Genomic DNA, 23,395 nt, shown 5'->3' with positions numbered 1-23,395 from the left:
AATGTTGCGTTTATGCTGCGGTTACGAGGCCATGCAAAAAAGGATACGTCGTCCTTCCAGGGGAAGAAACGACATATCCTAAGCCGCTTTTGAAAAGGAGAGTTACCTAAGGACATCGGCTTTTATAGCTCTTGCCTTATTACCTTTGAATTACAGGACCTGATAAATGCTCAAATTTGACCAAGTAGGGGGATTAAACTCGGCAGTGCCCGAAGCAAGAGTGATAGAAGCCGTCAAGGTTAACGTTGGATTAGGGCCGGCGCCAGTCTGGATTAAACCGCTGGATTCCTGGGTGAAGGCGGCTAAACCAGCACCAGCTGCATTTCTCTGCGTGCCAGTGCTTATATTTTGTTGAACGCCGTCGAGGAAAACCAATATTTGCGAAGCAACGACGGGGATACTCCCATTTGTTATTCGAATTCTCAAATTAAAAGAAACGAAGTAGAAGCTATTGGGTTGTAATTGAATACCTTGACCGCCGTTCACAAGGGAGATACCTGAGCCAAAAATAAAATTTTGTACAAATGTAATATTCGTAGGCGTTGCTGTTACTGGACCCGAAGGGTGAAAACTGGCATTGTTGGCCACTGGCCCGGTTGGGCCCGTCTCGCCGGTTACGCCTGTCTCGCCGGTTACACCCGTCACGCCGGTAAGCCCGGTTAAGCCCGTCATACCCGTGACCTCACCGGTTAAACCTGTCGCGCCGGTAACCCCTGTCGCACCAGTTACCCCGGTTAAGCCCGTCATGCCCGTGACCTCACCGGTAAGCCCGGTCGCGCCCGTTACACCCGTGGCACCCGTCACACCTGTTAAGCCCGTCATGCCTGTCGCCTCACCGGTAAGCCCGGTCGCGCCTGTCATGCCCGTGACCTCACCGGTACCCCCGGTAGCACCCGTTAGACCTGTGGCACCCGTCAAGCCCGTCAAGCCCGTCATGCCAGTCACGTCACCGGTAAGTCCGGTAGCGCCGGTTACGCCGGTAGCGCCAGTGACGCCGGTAGCGCCAGTGATTCCTGTGGCACCCGTCACTCCGGTAGCACCGGTCACGCCTGTGGCGCCGGTGATCCCCGTGGCACCTGTGTCCAAGGTTGCGCCCGTTATGCCCGTGGCACCCGTCGCTCCGGTCATGCCAGTAACGCCGGTTGCTCCGGTTACACCAGGCCCAGTCACCCCGGTTGCACCTTGCACTCCAACCTGGAGCCACCCTTGGGGATAAGTCACCCCGCCATTCTGACTGCTGCGATAGTATAAAGCCGAATCGGAGAAATATAGCTGTTGTACATAATCTCCGACACGTGATACATAAATCGTCCATACCGACGGGTGTGCGACTCCCGGAGGACCATTCACTGGGCCAGCCGGATCGGCGGGTACTCCCGAGCTGCTGTATACACCGGCAGTTCTAAAGTGAATGTCATCCAGATCGCTGGTCGATGGTTCATCATTGCTGATTGGAAAGATACCGGCTGTTACACCGAGCGCCACATCTCCGGTTAACCCATTGACACTAAGTGCTCCACCCTCTGCTCCCGGAGCTCCGATAGGTCCAGCAGGACCAACAACCGGTCGAATATCTGCAGCTGTCTGGAGTTTGGATTGCAGCATCATTTCATGGCGGATAATTTTTTTCAACATAGCTTGAGTACTGCTGCTGACCTGACCTAATTCGGCAAGTGTAACGGGAGTGGTTCCTGGAAGGGTGCCGACCGCATACTGAATCTTCTCTCCTTCAGCATTGAGGATATGCGCCAGTCCTAATTCCTCCATGGCAATAGAGGAAAATAATAGATTAATTACATCGTCCCGCGATATGGATATCGTTGGGGTGATATTGGGCAGGTTCGGTTTTGACAAGTGATTCCCTCCTTATCTACAAAATGGGCAGGGGGCTCTTGCCCCCTTGCTCATCCCTTAATCCTCCTCAAAAAGCGGAATCTGTTCGTTTAACGGAACCGGATAATACTCAGGTTAGACCGATCCGTAACATAAGTTCCCGTACCGGCGCTTAGGTTATAAGTAGCATCGAGAGTCATGGTATTGTCAGTGGGGCCGGTCTGAAGAAAACCATTTCCTTCTAGAGAGAAATACACGGTAGCTCCGGTCCCGCCATTTTTTTGTCCGGTAACCGTTATAGGCTGGACATTACCGTTCAATCTAACTATAATTTCAGAACTGGTTACATTGTTTGTTTCAGCAGAGAGCTCAATAGTTATGGTAAACGAAACATAATATAAGCTGTTTGGGAGCACCGTGATATTGCTTGGGGGCGTTCCAAGTTCAATTCCGCTGCCATTAATAAAAATTTCTTGAAATACAATAGGTGTTAAGGTCGAAGCGACTGCAGCCGTTGCGGGCTCAAACATCGCATTGTTAGTTACAATAATAGGCCCGGTGACGCCGGTAGCTCCCGTAACGCCGGTAGCTCCGGTGAGTCCAGTGGCCCCTGTCAAACCAGTAGCGCCAGTGAGCCCGGTCTCCCCAGTGATGCCAGTAGCCCCGGTGACGCCAGTGGCTCCGGTGAGTCCGGTAGCCCCCGTCCCCCCGGTCTCCCCGGTGAGTCCGGTAGCCCCTGTCAAACCAGTAGCGCCAGTTAGCCCGGTCTCCCCAGTGACGCCAGTAGCCCCGGTGAGTCCAGTGGCTCCGGTGAGTCCGGTAGCCCCAGTCACCCCGCTCTCCCCAGTGACGCCGGTAGCCCCAGTGACGCCGGTAGCCCCGGTGTCACCGGTCGCTCCAGTGAGTCCGGTAGCGCCGGTGACGCCCGTGGCTCCGGTAACGCCGGTTGCCCCGGTAACGCCGGTAGCCCCGGTAACGCCGGTAGCTCCTGTCAATCCAGTAGCCCCGGTGACGCCAGTAGCCCCCGTCACACCAGTAGCCCCCGTCCCCCCGGTAGCTCCGGTCTCACTGGTGGCTCCGGTGACGCCGGTGGCCCCAGTCTCACCGGTGGTTCCGGTTGGCCCGCGAGCACCGATTTCTTGCCAATCTGACCAGCTCTGGCCACTGTCTGGACTACTGCGGTAATATAATGCTAGGTTGGAAATATACAACTGCTGGATATAAGGCCCTACCTGGGAGACGTAAATCGTCCATGACGGAGGATTGTCAACTCCCAGTGGACCATGTTCCGGACCTACACCAATTGGATTTCCCGAGCTATACACCCCGGCATTGATTAATCCGTTCAAATCTTGGGTTGATGGTTCATCATTACTGATCGGGAAGATACCAGCATCTGTAGTCAACACAATATCGCCCGTCAATCCATTGACGCTGTTTACTGCACCGGCAGCGCCGGTTACCCCCGTGGCTCCTGTGGGTCCGACTAATGATGGAATATCAGAAGCGGAGGTGAGTTTTGAATCCAGCATCATTTCGGTGCGGAATACGGAATCGAGCATCGCCTGAGCACTGCTGTTTATCTGAAGAACCTCACCCAGCGTAGCAGGTGTGCTCCCCGGAAGTGTACCTAAGGCAAATTGGATGTTTTCCCCTTGGGCATTAATAACATGCGCTAAGCCTAGCTCTTCCATTGCAATGGAAGAAAATAGAAGATTAAGCACATCATCTCGAGATAAAGTGATCGTTGGCGTGATATTGGGCAGATTAGGCTGTGACAATATAACCCCTCCTTTTATATAAGATACATCACTCTATTCAGGTGTATTAGTTGCAGTGTTAGGCATATCATTCATTTAAGTAGACTTTATGGATTTAATAATTGGTGTAATAGAATCCGCCGGAAGCCCGTTTTCACCTGCATTATGCCCCGCACAGATGCTCCATACGTCATGGAAATGGACGGTGGGGCATTTTTTTGTGTGAGGCCAGCAGGAATAAACTGGAGTGTTATCGAATATTAGCGATTATCAACATAATTCGACTTTCAACTACATACATAAGCGGGGGTTTGCGCAATGAAAACATGGAAAAAGACAGTATTCTTGATCGTTACCTTCGGACTTATCTTTCTGCTCCCGTTACTCGGCAGTATGGCGAAATGGAAGGGGATGCCCCCGGGTTACGGGGATTTCCCGGCCCAGAAGGTCGAGGCAGACCCCGGATTCAGCCTGCTGTATTTCTCGCTCGCCTGCGTCGTGGCCCTGATCATCACACTGGTCCTGGTATTCCCCGGATGGTTCGGCTTCAAAAAGACGGAGGAGGCACCCCGGAAGGCGGGGGCGGCCACCCCTTTCCCTGTCTGGTTCTGGTGGAGCCTGCCGGTGCTTGCGCTTAGCTGGTTCCTGATGTGGGCCCGGGTGGAGCTTTTTATGTCCCTGGAGCATTACACGTTTGTTCCCCTCTGGTGGTCCTTTATTCTGATTCTTGACGGGCTGGTCTACCGGAGAAATCACGGAGCCTCGATCATCTCGCGCAAGCCCCGGGTGATGCAGCTGCTGGCGGTGGTGTCCTGCTTCAGCTGGTTTGCTTTTGAATACCTGAATTTCTTCGTCCTGGAGAATTGGTATTATCCTAATAATGAAGTCTTCTCTAACTTCGGCAATGTGTTCTGGTTCTCCTTATCCTATACCACTGTTCTTCCAGCTATCTTCGAATGGTACTTACTCCTCAAGACCTTCCGTCTGTTCCGCAACCGTTATAGCCATGGGCCTAAGCTGAAAGTGTCACGTGTGTGGCTGATTGTCTATTATATTCTCGGGCTGATCCTGGCCTTGGGCATGGGCTATTATCCGTACCTGCTGTTCTGGGTGCTGTGGGTTGCGCTGGTTCCGATGCTGTCAGCAGCGATGGCGCTTGCCGGTTACTGGACCCCCTTCACTCCGGTGAAGAACGGGGACTGGTCCAAGGTCATTCTGGTGGGGCTGGCTACGCTGTTCAACGGCTTCTTCTGGGAGTTCTGGAACTTTGGCAGTGAATGGTTCCATGACAATGCCCCTACCAATCCGAATTACTGGAAATACTCGGTACCTTATCTGGACAAATTCCATATTTTCTCCGAGATGCCGGTTCTGGGCTATTTCGGTTATCTGTTCTTTGGGCTGAATTGCTGGATTATCTGGCTGATCGCTGCCTATGTATTTAAATTCGATGCCGATATTGAGGTTACGGGAGAACAAGGCTAAAGGTGGAGTACAATGATTGCTAATGACCATTATCAGGTCCTCGAGACCATTTCAGATAATCCGATAAAAGCTGTATACCGCTGCACAGAGACTTCCTCTGCGGAAACGGTCATTCTCAAGGTGTTAAAATCGGAATTTGCCGGAACCGAAGCGGTGATGCGCTTCAAGCAGGAATATAAGCTGCTTACTGAGCTTAGCACCACCACAGAAGGGGTTATCCGTCCCCTGAGGCTTGAGGAGCAGAACGGCCTCTATGTCATGGTTCTTGAGGATATTGCAGGACGTTCGCTGAAGCGGATTCTTGCGGAAGAGCAGCCGGGGGAAGAGGATTTACTGAGACTGGCGGTCAAGGTTGTGGATATTCTCGGCTCCATTCATGAGCAGAACGTGATCCATAAGGATATCAAGCCGTCGAATATCATCTGGAACCGGGAGCGGGATATTGTTCAGGTGATTGATTTCGACCTTGCAGTGAAGCTGTCCAAGGAGAGACGGGATTTCCAGAACAGCGGCGTGCTGGAGGGCAGTCTGCTGTACATCTCACCGGAACAGACCGGCCGGATGAACCGGAATATTGATTACCGGAGTGACTACTATTCACTGGGTGTCGTCCTGTACGAGATGATGACCGGCCTTATGCCGTATCCATCGTCCGAGATGCTGGAGCAGATCTATTCCATTATTGCGAAGGAAGCTGTCTCTCCTTACCATGCAACCGGAGGCAGGGTTAGCAGGGGCTTGTCGGCGGTCATTATGAAGCTGATGGAGAAGTCGTCGGAGGACCGGTACCGCAGCGCTCACGGCATTAAGGCCGATCTGAAGAGATGCCTGGCCGGGCAGGAGGATTTCGTGATTGGAACGGAGGATCTCCTGAACACCTTCCGCATTCCGCAAAAAATAGTCGGCAGACAGCAGGAGCTGTCCACCCTGGAGGCGGCCTTCCGCAGCAGCGTTAACGGGAGTTCACAGGTTATGCTGGTCTCCGGTGATGCAGGTGCAGGCAAAACAGCACTGGTCCATGAGCTGCACCGGACGATCAGCCGGGATAAGGGGCTGTTCGCGGAAGGGAAGTTCGACCAGTACAATAAGAACATTCCGTACAGTGCGCTCATCCAGGCCTTCCGCAGACTGGTCAGCCAGCTGCTGGAGAGTCCGGATGAGGAGTACAGGAGTGAAGTCAGCCGTTCACTGACCCGGCTGCTTGGCGGCAACGGCGGTGTAATTACAGGATTAATCCCTGAGCTTGCCTCCTGGATGGGGACCCAGCCGGAGCCGGAGCCGCTGAGCCCGGCCGAGGAGACGAACCGGTTCTTCCTGACCTTTGCCAAGTTCGTGCAGGCCATGACGCAACCGGACCGGCCGCTGGTTCTCTTCCTGGATGATGTCCAGTGGGCGGATTATTCCAGCCTGCAGCTGCTGGAGAAGCTGGTGCTGGATAACCATCTGCAGCGGATGTTTGTGATCTGCTCCTTCCGGCAGAATGAGATCCATGAAGGTCATCCCTTGTTCGCCGCGATGGTTAAGATCGGCAAAAACCGTGAGGTTGGACGTATTCATCTTCAGCCGCTGCAAGAGACAGATGTACAAAGCCTTGTGGCAGACACGCTATACAGCAGCATGGAACGCGTTGAAGGAATTACCGGACGGTTATACAAGCGGTCCAAGGGGAATTCCTTTTTCCTGACGGAAATTCTGAAGGATCTTTACCGGCGGGAGATTATCTATTTCGACAAGCGGGATGGGGAATGGAGCTGGAGCCTGGAGCGGCTGGAGGCGCTGCCGGTCCATGACAGTGTGGTGGATTTCCTGGTCGGACAGCTGCAGCATCTGCCGGAGGAGGTCCGTCATATCCTGATGCTTAGCTCGGCGGCCGGCAGTGTATTCGACTACGGGATGCTGACGCTGATCGGCGAAGAAGCGCCGGAGGTGATTGCCGCTGCGATTACCCGGGCGGTCCAAGAAGAATATATCGTCCCTGCTGACCATAAGTATGCCATATTTTCCGCTACGCTGGCTGAATCCGGCCCCGAGGCTGCGCAGGTGGGCATCCGGCTGAAATTCGCCCATGACCGGATTCAGCAGGCTTTCTACCAGCTGCTCGATCCAGAACGGGGGAAGAGGCTTCATCTTAGTATCGGCCGGCTCCTGCTGCGGAATCTCACAGAGGAGGAGGTCGAGGACAAGCTGGTCGATATCGCAACCCATATCAATCAAGGGCTGGAGTTAATCACCGATAGCGCTGAGGCGCGTGAGATCGTCGCTCTGAATCTGCGGGCAGCACATAAGGCCAAAGCAGGATACGGGTATGATTCGGCCTTCTTACTGCTTGAAGCGGCAATGGAATTGCTCCCGGAGCAGATCTGGAGTACAGACCCGGGGCAGGCGGCGGAGATCTACAGGCTGTATGCCGAATGCAGCTATCTCACTCATCATATCGATCAGGGGGATCAGGCTTGCTGTCTGCTGCTGGAGCAGACTACGGAGCGGATGGCTATTGCGGAAATCTATGAGATGCAGACCAATCATTATATGTACCTTGGCATGATGCCCGAGTCGATTGCTTCGGGGAGACGGGGACTGAAGGCGCTCGGAATTAAGATTCCGGCCAAGGTTGGAATGCCCGCCGTCCTTAAGGAGCTGCTGGTCGTTAAGGCCGCGCTGCGGGCGAGAACGCCGGAGACGATTTTTGCACTGCCGGAGATGCAGGACCCGGAGATGAAACTGGTGATGCGGCTGCTGGTTAACTTTATACCGCCGGCGTTTATCTCGGGGGAGACCTCGCTGTTCGGGCTGGTGGTGCTGAAGAAGGTGGGGCTAACGCTGAAATACGGTAACTCGCCGGAGTCGGCGCTTGCTTTTATCGGCTATGCCATGCTGTTGTCCGGCTTCGGCGATACCCGGGGGGCCTTCGCTTATGGACGTCTCGGGATCAGAATTAATGACAAATTCAATGATCTGCAGTGGAAAGGCGCGGCGCATGTCCTGTATACGCTGTTCAGCCACGCCTGGACCGAGCCTTGGGATACGTTGCAGGACTGGTTCGGCACCTCAATTGAAGCCAGTCTGCGGACAGGCGATCTGCTCTATCTGGCCCATTCCGCCTTCTATGTGAATCTCTGGAATCCGTCGATGGACATCCCGGCTTTGCTTCAGGAAAGTGCGCGTACGATCTCTATGATTGAGAACACGAAGTACAGGGAGTCGCTTGCCACAGCGCAGCTGGCCCGCCAGTATTACCTCAGTCTTGCCGGAGAGCTGCCGGACCGCACCTCATTCAACAATGAAATCTTCAGCGAAGAGGTCTATCTGCACGAATTGCAGGAAGCGAGGTATTACTCAGGGATTGCGATTTATTATATCTACAAAATGAAGCTGCTGTTTCTCTACGAGAAGCATGATGAAGCGCTGGAGTATATCGAGCGGGCCTATCCGATTATCGGGACGCTGGCCGGTTCGGCTTTTATGGAGGAATTCGCGCTCTACACCTTCTTGAATCTGGCTTATGCTTACAAGGATTTGGGTGTGAACGGCAAGCGGAAGGCCAGGTCCAAAATGCGCAAGGAGCTTGGCCGGGTACGCAAATGGGCCAGCAATGCACCGGGAACCTTCCGCCAGCATGAATATCTGATGAGGGCCGAATGGGCCCGGATCTCCGGGAACAGCACGCGCGCAGGCTATTATTATGATCTGGCCATTGAGGCCAGCGAGCAGGGAAGCTTCGTCCGCTATAAGGCAATCTGCAACGAGCTGGCGGCCCGGTACTATATGGACAAGGGCTTCAACGAGTTCGCCGCCTATCTGCTGAGACAATCCGAATACTATTATTCGGTCTGGGGCGCCAAGGAGAAGATCGCGTTCATCAAGGATCGATACCCTGCTCTTGACCAGAAAATCAGCAACAAGGAGTTCATGCACGGCAGGACGGTGACCGATTATACTGAGAGCATTGATCTGAATTCCATCATTCTGGCTTCACAGGCCATCTCCAAAGAAATTGAGCTGAACCACCTGCTGGAAGCGCTGATGGAGATCGTGATCAAGAACGCCGGAGCGCAGCGGGGCTGTATCCTGATGACCTCCAAGGCCAATCTTCTGGTCGAAGGGGAATATAAAGCGGACACGGACCGGATCTCTGTGGCCATTCATGAGTCTCATCAGCTGGACAATCTGCCTGCTGCGATCATCAGACAGGTGGAGGAGAGCCGGGAGAGCCTGATCTACAATGATGCCTATTCCGAGACTCCATTCGTGAATGATCCTTATATTGTGAGGCAGCAGCCGAAATCGATGGTCTGCATGCCGCTGATTAACCAGAATAAGACGATTGCCATCATCTATCTGGAGAATAATCTGGTCACCGGTGTATTCACCGAGGAACGGATGAAGATTATCAATCTGCTGTCCAGAGAGATGGTCTTCTCGCTTGAGAATGCCAGTCTGTATACTGAGCTTGAGCGCTCTGAGGAGAAGTACCGCCAACTGGTCAACAACCTGCAGGACGGGGTGTTCGTGGTCCAGGATATGCGGTGTGTCTATGTTAATGAGGCGCTGGAGCAGATGCTGGGCTATCAGCCGGGCGAGATGCTGGAGCAGCCCTTCGGGAATTTCATTACGCCGCCGGAACGGGAGAAGGTGATGCATTATTATGCCAGACGAGTCGAGGGCAAGCAGGCACCGGAAGAGTACGAGACAAGGATTTTGCATAAGGATAAGTCCCTTGAGATCATCGCCATTCACAAGGTCGTCAGAATCATGTATCAGGATAAGCCGGCGATTCAGGGAACGATCAAGGATATCACCGAGCGCAAGAAGGCGGAGGAGGAGCTGCGGCGCCACAAGGAGCATCTGGAGGAACTGGTGGCCGAGCGGACGAAGGAGCTGGAATTCAACAACGGGGAGCTGAGCAAGTATATCGGTCTAATTGAACGGATATCCATCACCGATGAATTAACCGGGCTGTACAACCGCAGATACTTCAATAAGCTGTTCCTGGATGAGGTGGACAAGGCTGCTGCAGGCAAAAGGTATTTAACCTACCTGATGCTGGATATTGATTATTTCAAAAAATTCAATGATACCTACGGACATTATGAAGGCGATACGGTACTGCGCAGAATCGGCGGGGTACTGAAGGAGCTGGCTGAACAGGCGGATGGAACCGCGTTCCGGCTGGGTGGTGAAGAATTCGGGATTGTGGCCGCCGGACTTACCCCTCCAGAGTCCCGTGTGTTCGCTGAATTAATCAGACGAAGCATTGCGGAGCTGGGGATTCAGCATGACCAAAGTCCGGAATACGGAAGAATTACCGTCTCTATCGGCGTAGCCGCCGTACTTGTTGACGGTCTGCGCGAGGAGGATATCTACAAGCTGGGTGACGATGCACTGTATCAGTCAAAGGCGGAAGGGCGCAACTGTGTTACACTGTTCGAGCGATAAGATTCAAGCGATAAGAGATGTACATAAATAAATATCATTAGGGAGCTGTTGAAGCAATGAATACCGAACACGAATCCGAACAGGAATCAGGACAAGAATCAGAAATGGATCAGCTGCGGAAGGCGCTTGAAATATCCTTGCCCCTGGTGCAGCGGCTGTTCCCGCTGGATGTAATGTTTGCTTTGGCAGACCGGGACAAGTTCATTTATTATCTGCAAGGGAAGGAATTGAAAGCCAAGATTGAATTGGGTTCTCCAGTACCGCCCAGCGGGGGAATCCGGTCTGCTCTGGAGAGCGGGGAGGAAGTCAGTGCTACGATTCCAAGAGAGATCTACGGCATTCCTTTTAAATCGTCATCCATGCCTATCCGGGACCGGAACGGGGTGGTGACAGGCGTGTTCACGATCGGAATCAGCCTCAGCAATCAGGTAACACTCAGCGATGCAGCGAATGCGCTGGCGGTGACCTCTGACGAGATCAGCTCGACATCGGTAGAGATTGCAGGCACGGCCTCGGATCTGGCGAATACTGTAGGGGATCTGAAGGAGCTGGGCCAGAAGGTGGTAGAGGATCTGCAGCAGACCGACGAGATTCTGGATTTCATCCGCAAGGTGGCGGAGAATTCCAACCTGCTGGGGCTCAATGCAGCGATTGAAGCAGCGCATGCCGCTGAGCATGGACGGGGCTTCGGCATCGTGGCTCAGGAGATCCGCAAAATGTCGGTATCCAGCGCTTCATCGGCGAAGGATATTGCCGGCATTCTGCAGATGATCAAGCAGAAGATTAACCAGATGGATGCCGTGCTTACGGATTGTCTGGCACAAAGCGAACGTCAGGCCGCAGCCACAGAGGAGATTACCGCCTCCATGCAGCAGCTCGCTGCTTCCGCCGTGGAGATTGAGAGTATCGCTCGCCTGATCTAATCCGCACCGGTCTCTAGTGTCAAAGAGCTCCTCCCCTGCATATAGTATCTGGACGAATGCCCAGTGTTACTTAAGGCTACAATCCAGTCTGAGGAGGAACTAACCATGCTAGATCCAGTATTGCAGGCACCGGACCTGAAGCTTGCCGCCGATTCTAATCAGGTGCTTAATTATAAGCGGGATGCGAACAATTATATTACGCAGCTTTTTGGCGAACAGCTGCCGGCGATACGTAACGGGTTCTTCAATGCCCATATGAGCAAGGGCTTCATCGTCCAGCCGCACTGGCACACGAACGTGACGGAGATGATCTTCGTGATTAGCGGAGAGCTGATTGCTTCGGTATTCGATCCGTTCACCCAAAAGCTGATGACCTATCATCTGAAGGCCGGACAAATTGCTGTCTTCCCGAAGGGATGGTTTCACTGGATTCTGGCCGAGAGCGAACAAGCCCATTTCCTGGCGATCTTTGATGCGCCGACACCGGATATTGTGTATGGGTCAGACTTCCTGCGGGCCGTTCCCGCAGAGGTCATCCAGCGCGCCTATTGCATTAATGAAGAGGAATACGCCAAGGCCGTGGCCCCGCTGAAGGAATCGATTATTCTTGGACCGCCTCCGGGCTGCGCCGTAGCAGGGTCTGCCGGGGGAACCAACATGGACCCGTCCGCCAAAAGCATGCCCGCCTACGCTGCCCAGCAGCCGGCGGCGGCATTCTATCCTTATCAGATGTATCCGCGCCGTTAAGCGGCGGCTACGCTATACTAATGAACAGAAAAAGCAGGCCAGGGAGGAATTCCTTGGTCTGCTTTTCTATGGAATGCAGGGTGTGCGTGGTTTATTTCGCTTCTTCCAGCTTGTGGTTAAGGTCCTTATATTGACTCAGCAGTGCGGACAGTGCCTGCTTAATTGCTGCTGCATCTGTGGCTTGTGCAGCTTCTGCCAGTGCAGCTTGTGCTTTGAATAAGCCATCGATGTACGCCGCATGTAAGGTTACCACATTGGCAAGCTTGCCGGATTCCAGAGAGTCAGGCACCGTTAGTGTGAGGTTTGCAGCTGCTGAGGCGGACGGAACTGCCTTAACACTGCCCCCAGTTGTCCCGTATTCCGGCACAGTGGCAAGCGGAAGCGTTTCTGCGTCCGTCAATGTTCCAGGCGTGGCTAATTGCACATCCATAATACCGGTTTTTTCTGTCCATGGAGCGGCAGACATTGGCTTGGCGAGAACCACATTAAGCGCCTTCGTGCTTGTTAATGCATGGTAGCGGCTGAGCGTATCCCGCCAATCCTGGGAAGTTTCCGGGGCATAGCTGTTCACCAGCGCCAGAACCTGCGGTTCAAGCAAGGGGAGCAGCCTACTGCCATTTGTGGATGCAGCGGCTGTGCTTATGGTGGCAGTGGGTCCCTGTGCTGGGGGCGGCGCGATTCCCGTATCCGCGAAGACCGGGGTGGCGATACTGGACAGCAGCAGGGTGGATAGAGCCATTCTTTTCACGATTAGACGATTCATGTACGAACACTCCTTCAGGTGATTTGTCTTACAGCTCTCACTATAGCGGGGTTCTGTGGCAGGAGAGGGTCAGCAATGTGGAAAAACAATGGCAGCGCCCAATCCCGCTCACCCGCTTGCTATAATGGTGAAGAGACAAATCACGGAGGTTACCTGGATGAACAATCAAACGGTCATTGCCGTTGTGGACGATGACGAGAATATACGCAATCTGGTGGAAGCTTATTTACATAAAGAGAATTACCGGACGATTGGCCTTGGAAGTGCCGAGGAGGCGTGGGATTTATGGAGGAATGATCCTCCCGGCATGTGGGTGCTCGATATTATGCTTCCGGGAATGGACGGCTATGAGCTATGCAGGCGTATCCGTGATGAGGCGGAGGTGCCGATTATTATGATCTCAGCCAAGGATAATGAAGTGGATAAAATCCTGGGTCTGGAGCTGGGCAGCGACGATTATCTGGTCAAGCCCTTCAGTCCCCGTGAGCTGGTAGCCCGGATTAACCGCCAGCTGAAACGGTGGGAACGTCTTCACGAATCCAAGTCTGCGGCTGTTCTGCCTGCTGTGCATACAGGGATAGAGCTGGGCAGTCTGCTGCTGCATCCTGAGGAGAGAAGATCCTTCTGGCGGGGAGATGAAGTGGAGCTGACCAGCAAGGAATTCCTGATGCTGATGGTCTTTGCGGGAAGTCCGAACCGGGCCTTTACGCGCGAAGAGCTGCTGGGCCATGTCTGGGGGGAGGATTATTTCGGCAGCGACCGCGCTGTCGACCACCTGATCAAGCGCATCCGCAAAAAAATGGACGGCCTGCCGCTGGAATCGGTTTGGGGTCACGGCTACCGTATGAGAGAGGTGCAGGAATGAAGAGGATGGTGGAAAGGCTAAGCCTGCGGATGAAAAAGCTGAAGCTGGTGCATCAGATCAATGTTGCTTTTGGGCTGTCTCTGCTGCTGGTCCTGTCTATCACGGGAGTGATGATCCATTATGTGCTGATGGACCATTTCATTGGTAAGGAGCAAGAGGGATTAAGGACGCTTGGCGCTTCCCTGACCGCGAGTCTGCAGCGGGCTCCATTCACAGAAGGAGGGGCATTCACATTGGGAAAAAGCGATCCGCTTACAGCTCCATATCCTACGCTCTCCAGCGGAGTACAGGCCATCGTGAGCGACCAGCAGGGGAATGTGGTCTCGGGATATCTCCCGGCCCTGCCCGTGCAGGCCGGAGTAACGGTGGATGTCACAGCTATGGAGCAGGGGAGCCTGCAGAGCTTATGGGATGGCAATGATCCGCGTTATCTGGTGCAGGTCAACACACTTCCCGAAGGTAAGCTCACCTTGCTGACTCCTGTCAGCAGAATCAAGGCCATCGAGCAGTCGCTCTTGAAACGGCTGATTCTTGTCTTTGCTGCGGGAGCGGCAGTAATGCTTCTGTTCAGCCTGTTCATTACGCGGAAGCTGATTGATCCGCTGATCAGCCTGCGTCAGGAGCTGGGGAAAGTGAAAAACCGCCGGTTTGCCGAGGTAAATCTGATCCGGGCGGGCGGTGAAATCGGTTCTGTCGCCAGGGCAGTATACGAGATGGCCGGTGAACTGCACCGGTTCAACCGGGTGCAGAAGCAGTTTTTCCAGAATGCCTCGCATGAGCTGAAGTCTCCGCTGATGTCAATAGCCGGTTATGCAGAGGGCATTAGGGATGGGATATTTGAAGGAGAGGGCGTCCGTAAAGGACTGGATATTATTCTGAGTGAAAGCGGGCGCTTACGTGATCTGGTCAGCGAAATGACTCTTCTGGCGAAGCTGGACAGTGAAGAGGATATTTACCAGGCGGAGGATACAGATCTGGAGGAGCTGCTGAGCGAGGCGGTGGAGCGGGTCAATCCGCTGCTGGCAGCAAGGAAGCTGTCGCTGCATCCGGCAGTCTCCGGGGACTATGGGGGGATGGTAAGAGCGGACCGGGATAAGCTGCTGCAAGCTCTGCTGAACGTGTTATCCAATGCAGCCCGTTATGCCGAGAAGCGTATTGATGTAGAGGTGCATACAAGCAGAGGGAGAATTACATTAACGGTTGCTGACGATGGTCCGGGCATTGCGCAGGAGCTGCTGCCCAGCCTGTTTCACAGGTTCGTCAAAGGAAAAAATGGCGAATCCGGGCTGGGACTCGCCATCGCACGTGCTATTGTGGAACGCTGCGGCGGAGACCTGAGTGCCCGGAACCGCCCGGAGGGCGGCGCAGTCTTCACCTTTGAGTTCCCGCCATCTGCGGGCAGCGTTTAATACTCGTTGAACATTGCGGCAATTTCATCGTAGCCGGTGGTTTGCGTCAGGGCGAGGGAGAGCAGGATTCTGGCTTTTTGCGGGACCAGGCTGTTGCAGGGAATAGAATTGGCGGACAAGTCAATGTACGAGTCCTTCAGTGTAATTCCGCTGGAAATCCGCGAGCAGCGGACTACAGGGATGTTATTGTTCTTCAGCTCCCCCACCTTATCAATCCAAGGCTTGCTGTAGATCCCTCCGCCTGCTCCGGCAATGACAATCCCCTTGGACACCGTAGCCAGATAATCCAGAATCCCGGGATTGGCATCCACATGGAAATAAGCTACGGACACTTCCGGCAGCTCCTGAATAACAGATACATCGAACTGGGTTGCGGTGGTATGCCGTTTCAGGGTGCGCGTATAGAAGAAGGCATGGCTGTCACGCATATATCCGAGGCAGCCGAAATCGCGTTCATCGAAGGCGTTGGCCTTGAAGGTGTTCACCTTTTGCACATCCCGCCCGCTATAGATGCCCTCAGCGAAGACAACCATCACGCCTTGGCCGGAGGCCTCGGGATTCGCCGCCAGTGCTACGGACTGGTACAGATTTAGCGGACCATCGGCGCTGATTGCGGTAGCCGGGCGCATTGATCCGGTAATGATTACCGGCTTGTCAGTCTTGATCACCAGGTTCAGGAAGTAGGACGTCTCATCGAGGGTGTCGGTGCCGTGTGTAATGACGAATCCGTGCACATCCTCCCGGAGGGCGAGCGTGTTAATGTATGTTGCCAGGGTAAGCCAGTGCTGGCTTGTAATATCGGCGCTGCACAGATTGCTGACCTGTACCCCGGCGCAGTTCGCCAGCCGTTCCAGGTGCGGCACACTATCCAGCAGATCCTGCACGGGCAGAGCACCAGGCTCGTAATTCAAGGTTTTATGGGCTTCGCCGCTGCCGGCAATCGTACCGCCGGTGGCGAGGATGACTACATTTTTGAGGCCGGGATTATAGTAAGGGGAAGCGGTGAAATTCACTTCGGGAATAGTATTCATCATAGGTCGTTTCCTTTCAGGTTGAGCCAGAATTCAGTCATTCGCATGACATTGAGAGTATTATAACATTCATTCCTCTATGGGTGACATAGTAAGGTATAATAAGTGTGAAAATATAAATGGGAGGATCTGTATGTTCAGGGTAGAGGAAGTAGCGCAGGGAGTGTGGGCCGCGATTGTTATTCCGGGCCTGGGCGCGGTAGGCAATGCGTCAATCATCGATCTTGGGGATTCTACAGTCGTAGTGGATACCTTCAACCTGCCGGCAGCAGCCAGACTGCTGCGGGAAAAGGCAGAGAAGCTGACAGGGAAGCCGGTCAAATACATAATTAATACTCACTATCACGGGGATCACCATTACGGCAATCAGGAGTTTTCGGACAGTATCATTCTATCGACAGAGCTTACCCGTGAGGTGCTGAGAACGCATGCGCCACCCGCTTTGGAGGAATGGCAGGATGGTCTGCGGAAGCAGATCACAGGATTACAGGAGAAAAGAAATACTGCTACGGATTCCCGTCTACGGCAGGCGCTCATTAATGAAATATCGGACAAACAGGCGTTGCTGGAGGCTACGCCAACAATTCGGAGAGTGACAGCAGCGGTGACCTTCAAGGATAGTGTGGATATTCACGGATCAGCTCGTTCACTGCATCTGTTCACGTATGGCGGCGGTCATACCCTCAGCGATGCTATGGTGTACGTTGCAGATGTTCAGGTGCTGATCGCAGGGGATCTGGTCCTGAACAGGTTCCACCCGGCGATGCTCCATGGGTTCCCAGAAGCATGGTCAACTATTATAGAGCAGATTGGCGGGGAAATTGATTTCACACGGCTGATTCCAGGACATGGAGATGTTGCTGGACGGGAGAGTATACCTGACATGCTGCGCTACCTCAAAGAGATTCAGGAGTACGCTATAGCGGCAGCCCGAAGCAGAGAAAGTGTAGAGCACTGGATAGCCAAGGGAATCCCGCAGCCTTTTGATACATGGGAGGGGTCTCATATCTTCGAGTGGAATTTCCGCTGGTTGTTCAATACCTATACTGATCCTAAGAAAAGAGGGAGATAAGCATGCTGAAGCTAGACAGCCGGGATTACGCCCTTGCCTGGCCGCTGTTAAAGGAAGTCAAGATCAACACGCTGTTCGCTGAAGGAGTTCTGAGCGGGCAGACGACAGGCAGTGTGTATGTGGATTCTGTACATAACCCCCGTAGCTTCTATGTGGCTCATGAATACGGGATGTCGCTGGTCTATGGGGATTCGGGCAATGAGGAGTTTAACCGGAGTCTGTCTGATTATATTACGAACAAGGCGGGGCACCGGCATTCAGCGGAATGGCTGCAGGCTGATCCGGCAGGGGACTGGGACCGGCTGATTGAAGCTATGCTTCCTGAGCATAATGCACGGCTTGATGCGGACGATACACGCAGAATGTACATACAGACCCGGGTGAATTTTACGTTCGATCCGGAGGTCTATTACCGCGCGAAGGCGCAATGGTACCGGCAGGATGCTGAGATTGTCCAGATGGACGGCGAAGGATTCGGCGAGCAGACGGGTGCGGTGATTCCCCGGTATTTCTGGCGTGACGCGGAGCACTTCCTGACTTCAGGCCGAGGATACACTTTACTGTGGGAGGGCAAGCAGGCCTCCAGCGCCTTCTCGGCTTACCGGACAACGGATCAGCTGGAGATTGGAATCGAATCGGCACCGGGTCACCGGGGGAAGTATTTCGCCTTCTCAGTGTGCTGTAAGCTAATCGATTACTGTCTGGAGCAGGGATTGGAGCCTGTCTGGGGCTGCCGCCAAGAGAATGTGGGCTCGTACAGACTGGCGCAGAAGCTGGGCTTCAAGCCTGCATTGAACATCCCCTACTACCGTTTGTCCGAGCTTCCCGCTTAACAAAGAGCAGCAAATCTCCGCATAGATGGGGGATTGCTGCTCATTTGCGTTACATGGGCGGTACAATAGGTGGATTTTCTACACTTGCTGATGAATGATTGGCGACTGCTAGGACAATAGTTGGAAAAACGGCACTTAATAAATCGCACTTCCGCTTAGATGGGGAAATAGACAAAATTAGATGCTGTTTTTCCACTTGTGTACCTGCAAATGCCGGGAATTGCTGAATTAAGATACGTTTTTCCACTAGTTTGTTGAAGGGAAGGCGGGGGCACCTGCGAATTGTGTGGCGTGCGCAATATCGGCTCAACTTCCGTTAGCCTAGCTTCTCAGCCACTCAACGCCCCAGCACTCCATGCCCCGCCAACTCACACCCCTGCAACCTAGCGCCCCCGCCAGCACATGCCCCAGCACTCAGCCGTCATATCCGGCGGGCATCCACAAAGCAGTGCAGGTGCAGCGGTGACAACACCTTCAGCCCTTCCCCCAGCTCGAAGCCCCTGCCTTCGGCCAGCTGGCGGCCTTGCTCGCCGAAATAGAACCGGTACATGGCCAGCTGCTCTTCATTGAACTGGCTGCGGTGCAGGGCCATGGCCGCGAACTTGCGCTCGAAGTGATCCGTGATGTCGATGACCGTATTAGGCTCAGCGGTGAAGTAGAAGCCGATGGCCTTCGGTTGCCATGGCCGGGTAAGGGTGCCTCTCGGATACAGGGGCAGCCCGGAGGACAGCACAGCCTGGGCTGCGGCCCTGCCGGTAACGATATGGTCATAATGCGCCTCATAGCTCAGCCAAGGATCAGGACACAGTATCAAGTCCGGCTGAACCGTCCGGATGATCTCGGCTATCTCTCCCGCGAGGGCTGGGATATGCTCCAGTGTACCGTCGCCATGGTCCAGTTGGTGGAACACGGTGGCCCCCAGCGATCTTCCGGCCGCTTCGAGTTCGCTTGCGCGGATGGCAGCGATCTCGGCGGAAGAGACCTGCTCGTCCACCGCGCCCAGATCTCCGTTCGTGACGGTTAGATAATGAATCTCGCAGCCCCGTTCCGCGAATGAGGCAATGGTTCCGCCGATGCCTACTTCATTGTCGTCCGGGTGCGGCTGTATGCACAAGATCCTCCGGCATCCGCTAAGATCCGGAGGGGACATCAACGCTGCTAGTGTGGATATATCCATAATCCAAATACCTCCCTATTAATCTGTGATGAGGGTACAGTTAGCCCCTCTGTAGGTTGGGTGAGGAGAAATCACTCAACCGGGCCTGCTCCTTACGGACCGGAGAGCCGTTATTTACAAGAAAATAACCTATTGGGTTGCCTTGCGGACTGAGGCGGTCTTATTCGCTCCATAATCAATGCTACGGCGCAGAAAATCCGGCAATAAAGGCCATAGGGTCCGTAACTTGCTCCAATCGTGGCTTTTGCCAGAAGTAAGTGCAACTGAGTCCGTTACGCTTAGCCGCCCCCCTGACCATGAACGATTCAATCAGGGAAAAACAAAAGGAAGCGGAGCCGGAAGGGCAAGTTAGAGAACATGAGCATGGGACCCCACTACAATGACCGACTGTGATTCAGATCGCTCAGGATCTGCACCCGCTGCTTCTCCGTTATATTATAGAAGAGAATCGGCAGAATAGCGGCCAGGAAGCACAGTGCAGGCAGCAGAAACATCACGAAGCTAAGGCCGTGCTGGAGCTGCGGAGTCGCCGGCTGATTCTCCACATAGCTGAGCAGGCCGAGACTGGCTCCGATAATCATCCGCGATACCGCTCCGCTGAACTTGGTAATGAAAGTGTTCGTTGAGAACACAATGCCCTCGCCCCGGAAGCCCAGCTTCCATTCCGAATAATCTATCGTATCGAGCAGCATCGAGGTACTGACAATCGTCGTCATGCCCGAGAAAAAGAAGCTGACCCCAAAGAACACCAGGGTGTTCAATACATTATGGTCACCCAGCAGATAAGGCAGGATGCAGGCTACGCTCCCAAGAATGCAGGAGACAATGAATACTTTCTTCTTGGCGAAGCGGCGCAGCAGCGGCGGCGTAGCGATCATCCCCAGCAGCATACCGGCCACCAGACTGATCCCGACCTGCGTGGCATACCCCGCGTCCCCCCAGACATAGACCACATAATAGAGCTGAATGCTCTGCCGGATGCCGTTCACCAGGTTGATAATCAAGAGAGAGGCGAGCAGGGTGAGCAGCGGCTTGTTCTTGTACACCGTTTGCAGGTTCTGGCGGAAGGAGATCTTCTCAGCGGAAGGGACGACCCGTTCCTTGGTGAGCATCCCGGTCAGGAAGATCGATAACGCCGCAATGACCCCGATAATGATTGCCGAGTACAGATAAGCCTGCGTATTCCGTTCTCCGCCGAAGGCGAGCAGAAGCTGGATACCGCCGATGGTGATAACGACTGCGCCGAGCGTTCCGCCGATTTTGCCCAGTGTGACGAATAAGGTGCGTTCCCCCGGATCAGTGGAGACTACGGACGACAAGGCCCAGAGCGGCGTGTCACAGACCGTGTACAGCATTCCCCATAGCAGATACGAGACGGTTGCGATTACAAGGGTCAGGGTCCGCGAACCGCCGAAGTCCCAGAAGCAGAGGACGGTCGCCAGCGCGATCAGACAAGGGGCGAACAGCAGGTAAGGCCTGAATTTTCCCCATCTGGAGCGTGTTTTGTCGGTAATCATGCCCATCAGCGGATCAAGACAAGCATCGATAATACTTGCTGCGACCAGAATGACACTGGCGGTGGTTGCCGGAATTCCCAGCAGATCCGTATAGAAGAACAGGATGTACATCGACATGAAGCTGTAGAGCATATTCTGGCCCAGCAGACCGCCTGAGAACACCAGTTTTTCGGCCACAGGTACTTTTGCTGACATGACAAGCCTCTTTTCGCGGGGGATAAAATGGGATTGAATCGTTTACTAATTATGTCTATTTATAACTTATTTCTATGTTCTGTCAAGCGGATTCTGCATCAAACTACGGAATAGTAAATATTTCGATTTGTAAAGGGGAAATTTACACTGAGATTAACGAAAAAAATATGAAAAACACAAATTAGAATATAATTTTTTTGATATAAAATGTCGAAATATAGCTAATGATGTCCCGCCGGCTGATAGGGGAGTGTAAGATTAACGCCGACAAGAAGGACGCTAAGATGTTAACCACAGGGGGAAGCCACATGAAATGGTTCGGGAATTTGAAAACAGCTACAAAGATCGTCTCCGCTTTTTTGATCGTCTCTTTAATTCTGGCAGGACTTGGAGTCTATTCGGTCTTATCCCTGCGCACCAGCAATCAGAATATGAAGGAAATGTACAGCAATAACCTGATCTCGGTCAGAGATTTGTCTGCCGCCGAGATCAGCTATCAGCTTAACCGGGTCTATACACGGGATATGAGCAATACAACAGATACAGATAAAATTACCGATTATAAGCAAAAGATTGCCTCAGGCCGTCAGGAAATTGTCCAAAAGGTGGATAACTACCGTCCGCTGGCGACCACTGCCCGTGAAAAGGAGCTGCTGGCCTCGTTTGACCAGGAGTATGCAAGCTATGAGAAGCTGTTCGATCAGGCGCTGGTTCTGGCGGAGCAAGATGATGCGGCTGCTTTCAATACATTTCTAACTACACAGTTGACCGTCCAGGGGCAGAATGTACTGAACAATCTGGATGGTCTGATCAAAGTGAATGTGGAGCTGGCAGATGAGGCGAACAACCATTCACAATCCGCTTATTCCTCGGCGTTCATCCTTACAATCTCGGTAGTCATTGCGGCGGTCATCCTCAGTATTATGATCGGCTACCTGATCGCAAGATCGATCTCCAGACCCCTGATGCAGATGCTGCATGTGGCTACTGAAGTGGCTAATGGCAATCTGACGCAGCAAGCGGATATATCTACTAAGGATGAAGTCGGACAGCTTGCCACGGCTCTTAACCGGATGGTTCATAACCTGAAGGAATTAATCAACGGGATTGTGTTGAATTCACAGAGCGTTGCCGCCTCTTCCGAACAGATCTCAGCGAGCACTCAGGAGATTGCCAGCACCAGCACCAACCAGTCGGCGGCAGCGACCAATATCACTGAGCTGTTCAAGGAGCTGTCGCTGGCGATTGATTCTGTGGCCTCCAGTGCCGAGGAAGCGGCAGAGCTCTCCAATGATACCGTGCGGACCGCCCGGGAAGGCGGATATGTGGTGGAGACTTCCCTGCAAGGAATGCAGACGGTGAACCACCAGATGAAGCAGCTTGAAGACGATTCCAGCAAAATCGGGGATATCATCGAAGTGATCGACGATATCGCCGAGCAGACCAATCTCCTGGCCCTGAACGCAGCGATTGAAGCGGCGCGTGCCGGAGAACAGGGGCGCGGCTTCGCCGTGGTGGCGGACGAGGTCCGCAAGCTTGCCGAACGCAGCAGCGATGCTACGAAGGAGATTACGAAGATTATCAAGGTCATGCAGGAGAATACGAAGCAGAGTGTGAGGGCAGTTGCTGAGAGCGTAGAGCAGTCTTCGATGACCAGTCAGGCGTTCGAGCAGATTATTAAGATGGTCAACACCTCTTCACTCAAGGTCAACGAGATTGCTGCCGCCTGCGAAGAGGAGTCCGCCCAGGCTGCTGAAGTGATGGACTCGGTTCAATCCATTGCGGCCTCCAGCGAGGAATCGGCAGCGGCTTCTGAAGAGACGGCGGCTACCTGCCAGGCCCTGGCGCTGTTATCCGAGGATCTGGCTAAGTCCGCTGCCGCATTCAAGACCCATTAATTCAACAGACGGAAGGTGAAGCCATGTCGTCCTTACAGAAGGAACAATATATCGAGCTTGCGGTAGGAGCCGAGACCTGTGCCATCCGGATTGAAGAGATTCATGAGATTATCAAAATGCTCAGCATTACAGATATCCCCTTCAGCCGGAATGAAGTCAAAGGTGTAGTCAATCTGCGCGGCAAGGTGGTCTGTGTCATGAGCCTGCGCAATCTGCTGGGAATGGCGGATGAGCCTTATACCCGGAGCACAAGAATTATTGTGGTTAACTACCGCGAGGAATTCGTCGGACTGATTGTAGATAAGGTGAACAAGGTGACTACGTACGCCGAGATTCATCCGCCGGCAGGCGGACATAACCGCAGCCGCGATGCGGTGTTCCACGGAGTGGGGCAGCGGGATGACCAGCTGATCGGTATTCTGAAGCTCGAAGAAATATTGGGCGGGTAAAA

The 23,395-nt window shown here is 53.6% G+C and carries 16 protein-coding genes; 10 read left to right on the top strand and 6 right to left on the bottom strand.

Translation table 11 applies throughout. From position 1 onward, the window contains the following. Positions 1 to 150 precede the first annotated feature (150 nt). On the bottom strand, positions 151 to 1,854 hold the full coding sequence (locus MKY12_RS18640) for a collagen-like protein (RefSeq protein WP_339249222.1): 1,704 nt from the start codon (positions 1,852 to 1,854) through the stop codon (positions 151 to 153). 89 nt (positions 1,855 to 1,943) lie between these two features. After that, positions 1,944 to 3,614, bottom strand: coding sequence for a collagen-like protein (locus tag MKY12_RS18635; protein ID WP_051478732.1), 1,671 nt, complete (start codon positions 3,612 to 3,614; stop codon positions 1,944 to 1,946). 297 nt (positions 3,615 to 3,911) lie between these two features. On the opposite strand from MKY12_RS18635, the gene MKY12_RS18630 reads away from it, so the two are divergent. The 4 genes from MKY12_RS18630 to MKY12_RS18615 all read left to right on the top strand — a co-directional run bounded on the left by MKY12_RS18630 (position 3,912) and on the right by MKY12_RS18615 (position 12,184). After that, the gene (locus tag MKY12_RS18630) at positions 3,912 to 5,078 is read left to right on the top strand and encodes a hypothetical protein (protein ID WP_036733076.1); all 1,167 of its coding nucleotides are present in this window, start codon (positions 3,912 to 3,914) and stop codon (positions 5,076 to 5,078) included. A 12-nt stretch (positions 5,079 to 5,090) separates the two neighbouring features. Then, positions 5,091 to 10,514, top strand: a complete 5,424-nt coding sequence (locus tag MKY12_RS18625) for a diguanylate cyclase (RefSeq protein WP_339310291.1) — start codon at positions 5,091 to 5,093, stop codon at positions 10,512 to 10,514. Between the two features lie 56 nt (positions 10,515 to 10,570). After that, positions 10,571 to 11,437, top strand: coding sequence for a methyl-accepting chemotaxis protein (locus MKY12_RS18620; protein WP_339310289.1), 867 nt, complete (start codon positions 10,571 to 10,573; stop codon positions 11,435 to 11,437). Positions 11,438 to 11,542: 105 nt separating this feature from the next. Next, positions 11,543 to 12,184, top strand: coding sequence for a cupin domain-containing protein (locus tag MKY12_RS18615; RefSeq protein ID WP_209869768.1), 642 nt, complete (start codon positions 11,543 to 11,545; stop codon positions 12,182 to 12,184). Positions 12,185 to 12,275: 91 nt separating this feature from the next. On the opposite strand, the gene MKY12_RS18610 is transcribed toward MKY12_RS18615, so the two are convergent. Next, positions 12,276 to 12,947 (bottom strand): hypothetical protein, encoded by a 672-nt coding sequence (locus MKY12_RS18610; protein ID WP_339249218.1) that lies wholly within the window; start codon positions 12,945 to 12,947, stop codon positions 12,276 to 12,278. Between the two features lie 157 nt (positions 12,948 to 13,104). On the opposite strand from MKY12_RS18610, the gene MKY12_RS18605 reads away from it, so the two are divergent. Next, entirely contained in the window at positions 13,105 to 13,812 is a 708-nt protein-coding gene (locus tag MKY12_RS18605) for a response regulator transcription factor (RefSeq protein ID WP_036733085.1), read from the top strand. Positions 13,813 to 13,841: 29 nt separating this feature from the next. Further along, positions 13,842 to 15,221 (top strand): HAMP domain-containing sensor histidine kinase, encoded by a 1,380-nt coding sequence (locus tag MKY12_RS18600; protein WP_339310288.1) that lies wholly within the window; start codon positions 13,842 to 13,844, stop codon positions 15,219 to 15,221. On the opposite strand, the gene MKY12_RS18595 is transcribed toward MKY12_RS18600, so the two are convergent. After that, entirely contained in the window at positions 15,218 to 16,255 is a 1,038-nt protein-coding gene (locus tag MKY12_RS18595; RefSeq protein ID WP_051478733.1) for an asparaginase, read from the bottom strand. The two genes, MKY12_RS18600 and MKY12_RS18595, sit on opposite strands and share 4 nt — an antisense overlap. A gap of 130 nt (positions 16,256 to 16,385) precedes the next feature. On the opposite strand from MKY12_RS18595, the gene MKY12_RS18590 reads away from it, so the two are divergent. Continuing rightward, entirely contained in the window at positions 16,386 to 17,324 is a 939-nt protein-coding gene (locus MKY12_RS18590; protein WP_339249216.1) for an MBL fold metallo-hydrolase, read from the top strand. A 2-nt stretch (positions 17,325 to 17,326) separates the two neighbouring features. Then, complete coding sequence (locus MKY12_RS18585; protein ID WP_339249215.1) at positions 17,327 to 18,157, top strand: GNAT family N-acetyltransferase; 831 nt, start codon at positions 17,327 to 17,329, stop codon at positions 18,155 to 18,157. 421 nt (positions 18,158 to 18,578) lie between these two features. Here the strand turns inward: MKY12_RS18585 and MKY12_RS18580 are convergent, their stop codons facing one another. Both MKY12_RS18580 and MKY12_RS18575 read right to left on the bottom strand, forming a co-directional pair. Further along, complete coding sequence (locus MKY12_RS18580) at positions 18,579 to 19,334, bottom strand: PIG-L deacetylase family protein (RefSeq protein WP_339249214.1); 756 nt, start codon at positions 19,332 to 19,334, stop codon at positions 18,579 to 18,581. A 374-nt stretch (positions 19,335 to 19,708) separates the two neighbouring features. Then, positions 19,709 to 21,046 (bottom strand): glycoside-pentoside-hexuronide (GPH):cation symporter, encoded by a 1,338-nt coding sequence (locus tag MKY12_RS18575; RefSeq protein WP_036733093.1) that lies wholly within the window; start codon positions 21,044 to 21,046, stop codon positions 19,709 to 19,711. A gap of 308 nt (positions 21,047 to 21,354) precedes the next feature. Between MKY12_RS18575 and MKY12_RS18570 the strand changes: the two genes are divergently transcribed. Beyond that, a complete protein-coding gene (locus MKY12_RS18570) occupies positions 21,355 to 22,944 on the top strand; it encodes a methyl-accepting chemotaxis protein (RefSeq protein WP_339249213.1) in 1,590 nt (529 codons plus the stop codon). A gap of 23 nt (positions 22,945 to 22,967) precedes the next feature. Further along, a complete protein-coding gene (locus MKY12_RS18565; RefSeq protein ID WP_036700854.1) occupies positions 22,968 to 23,393 on the top strand; it encodes a chemotaxis protein CheW in 426 nt (141 codons plus the stop codon). Positions 23,394 to 23,395 lie beyond the last annotated feature (2 nt).

Origin of the sequence: Paenibacillus sp. FSL M7-0896 (assembly GCF_037975415.1) — a bacterium.
GTDB lineage: Bacteria > Bacillota > Bacilli > Paenibacillales > Paenibacillaceae > Paenibacillus_AQ > Paenibacillus_AQ silagei.
The sequence above is the reverse complement of the archived record's forward strand: the minus strand, read 5'-3'. Positions and strand labels throughout refer to the sequence as shown.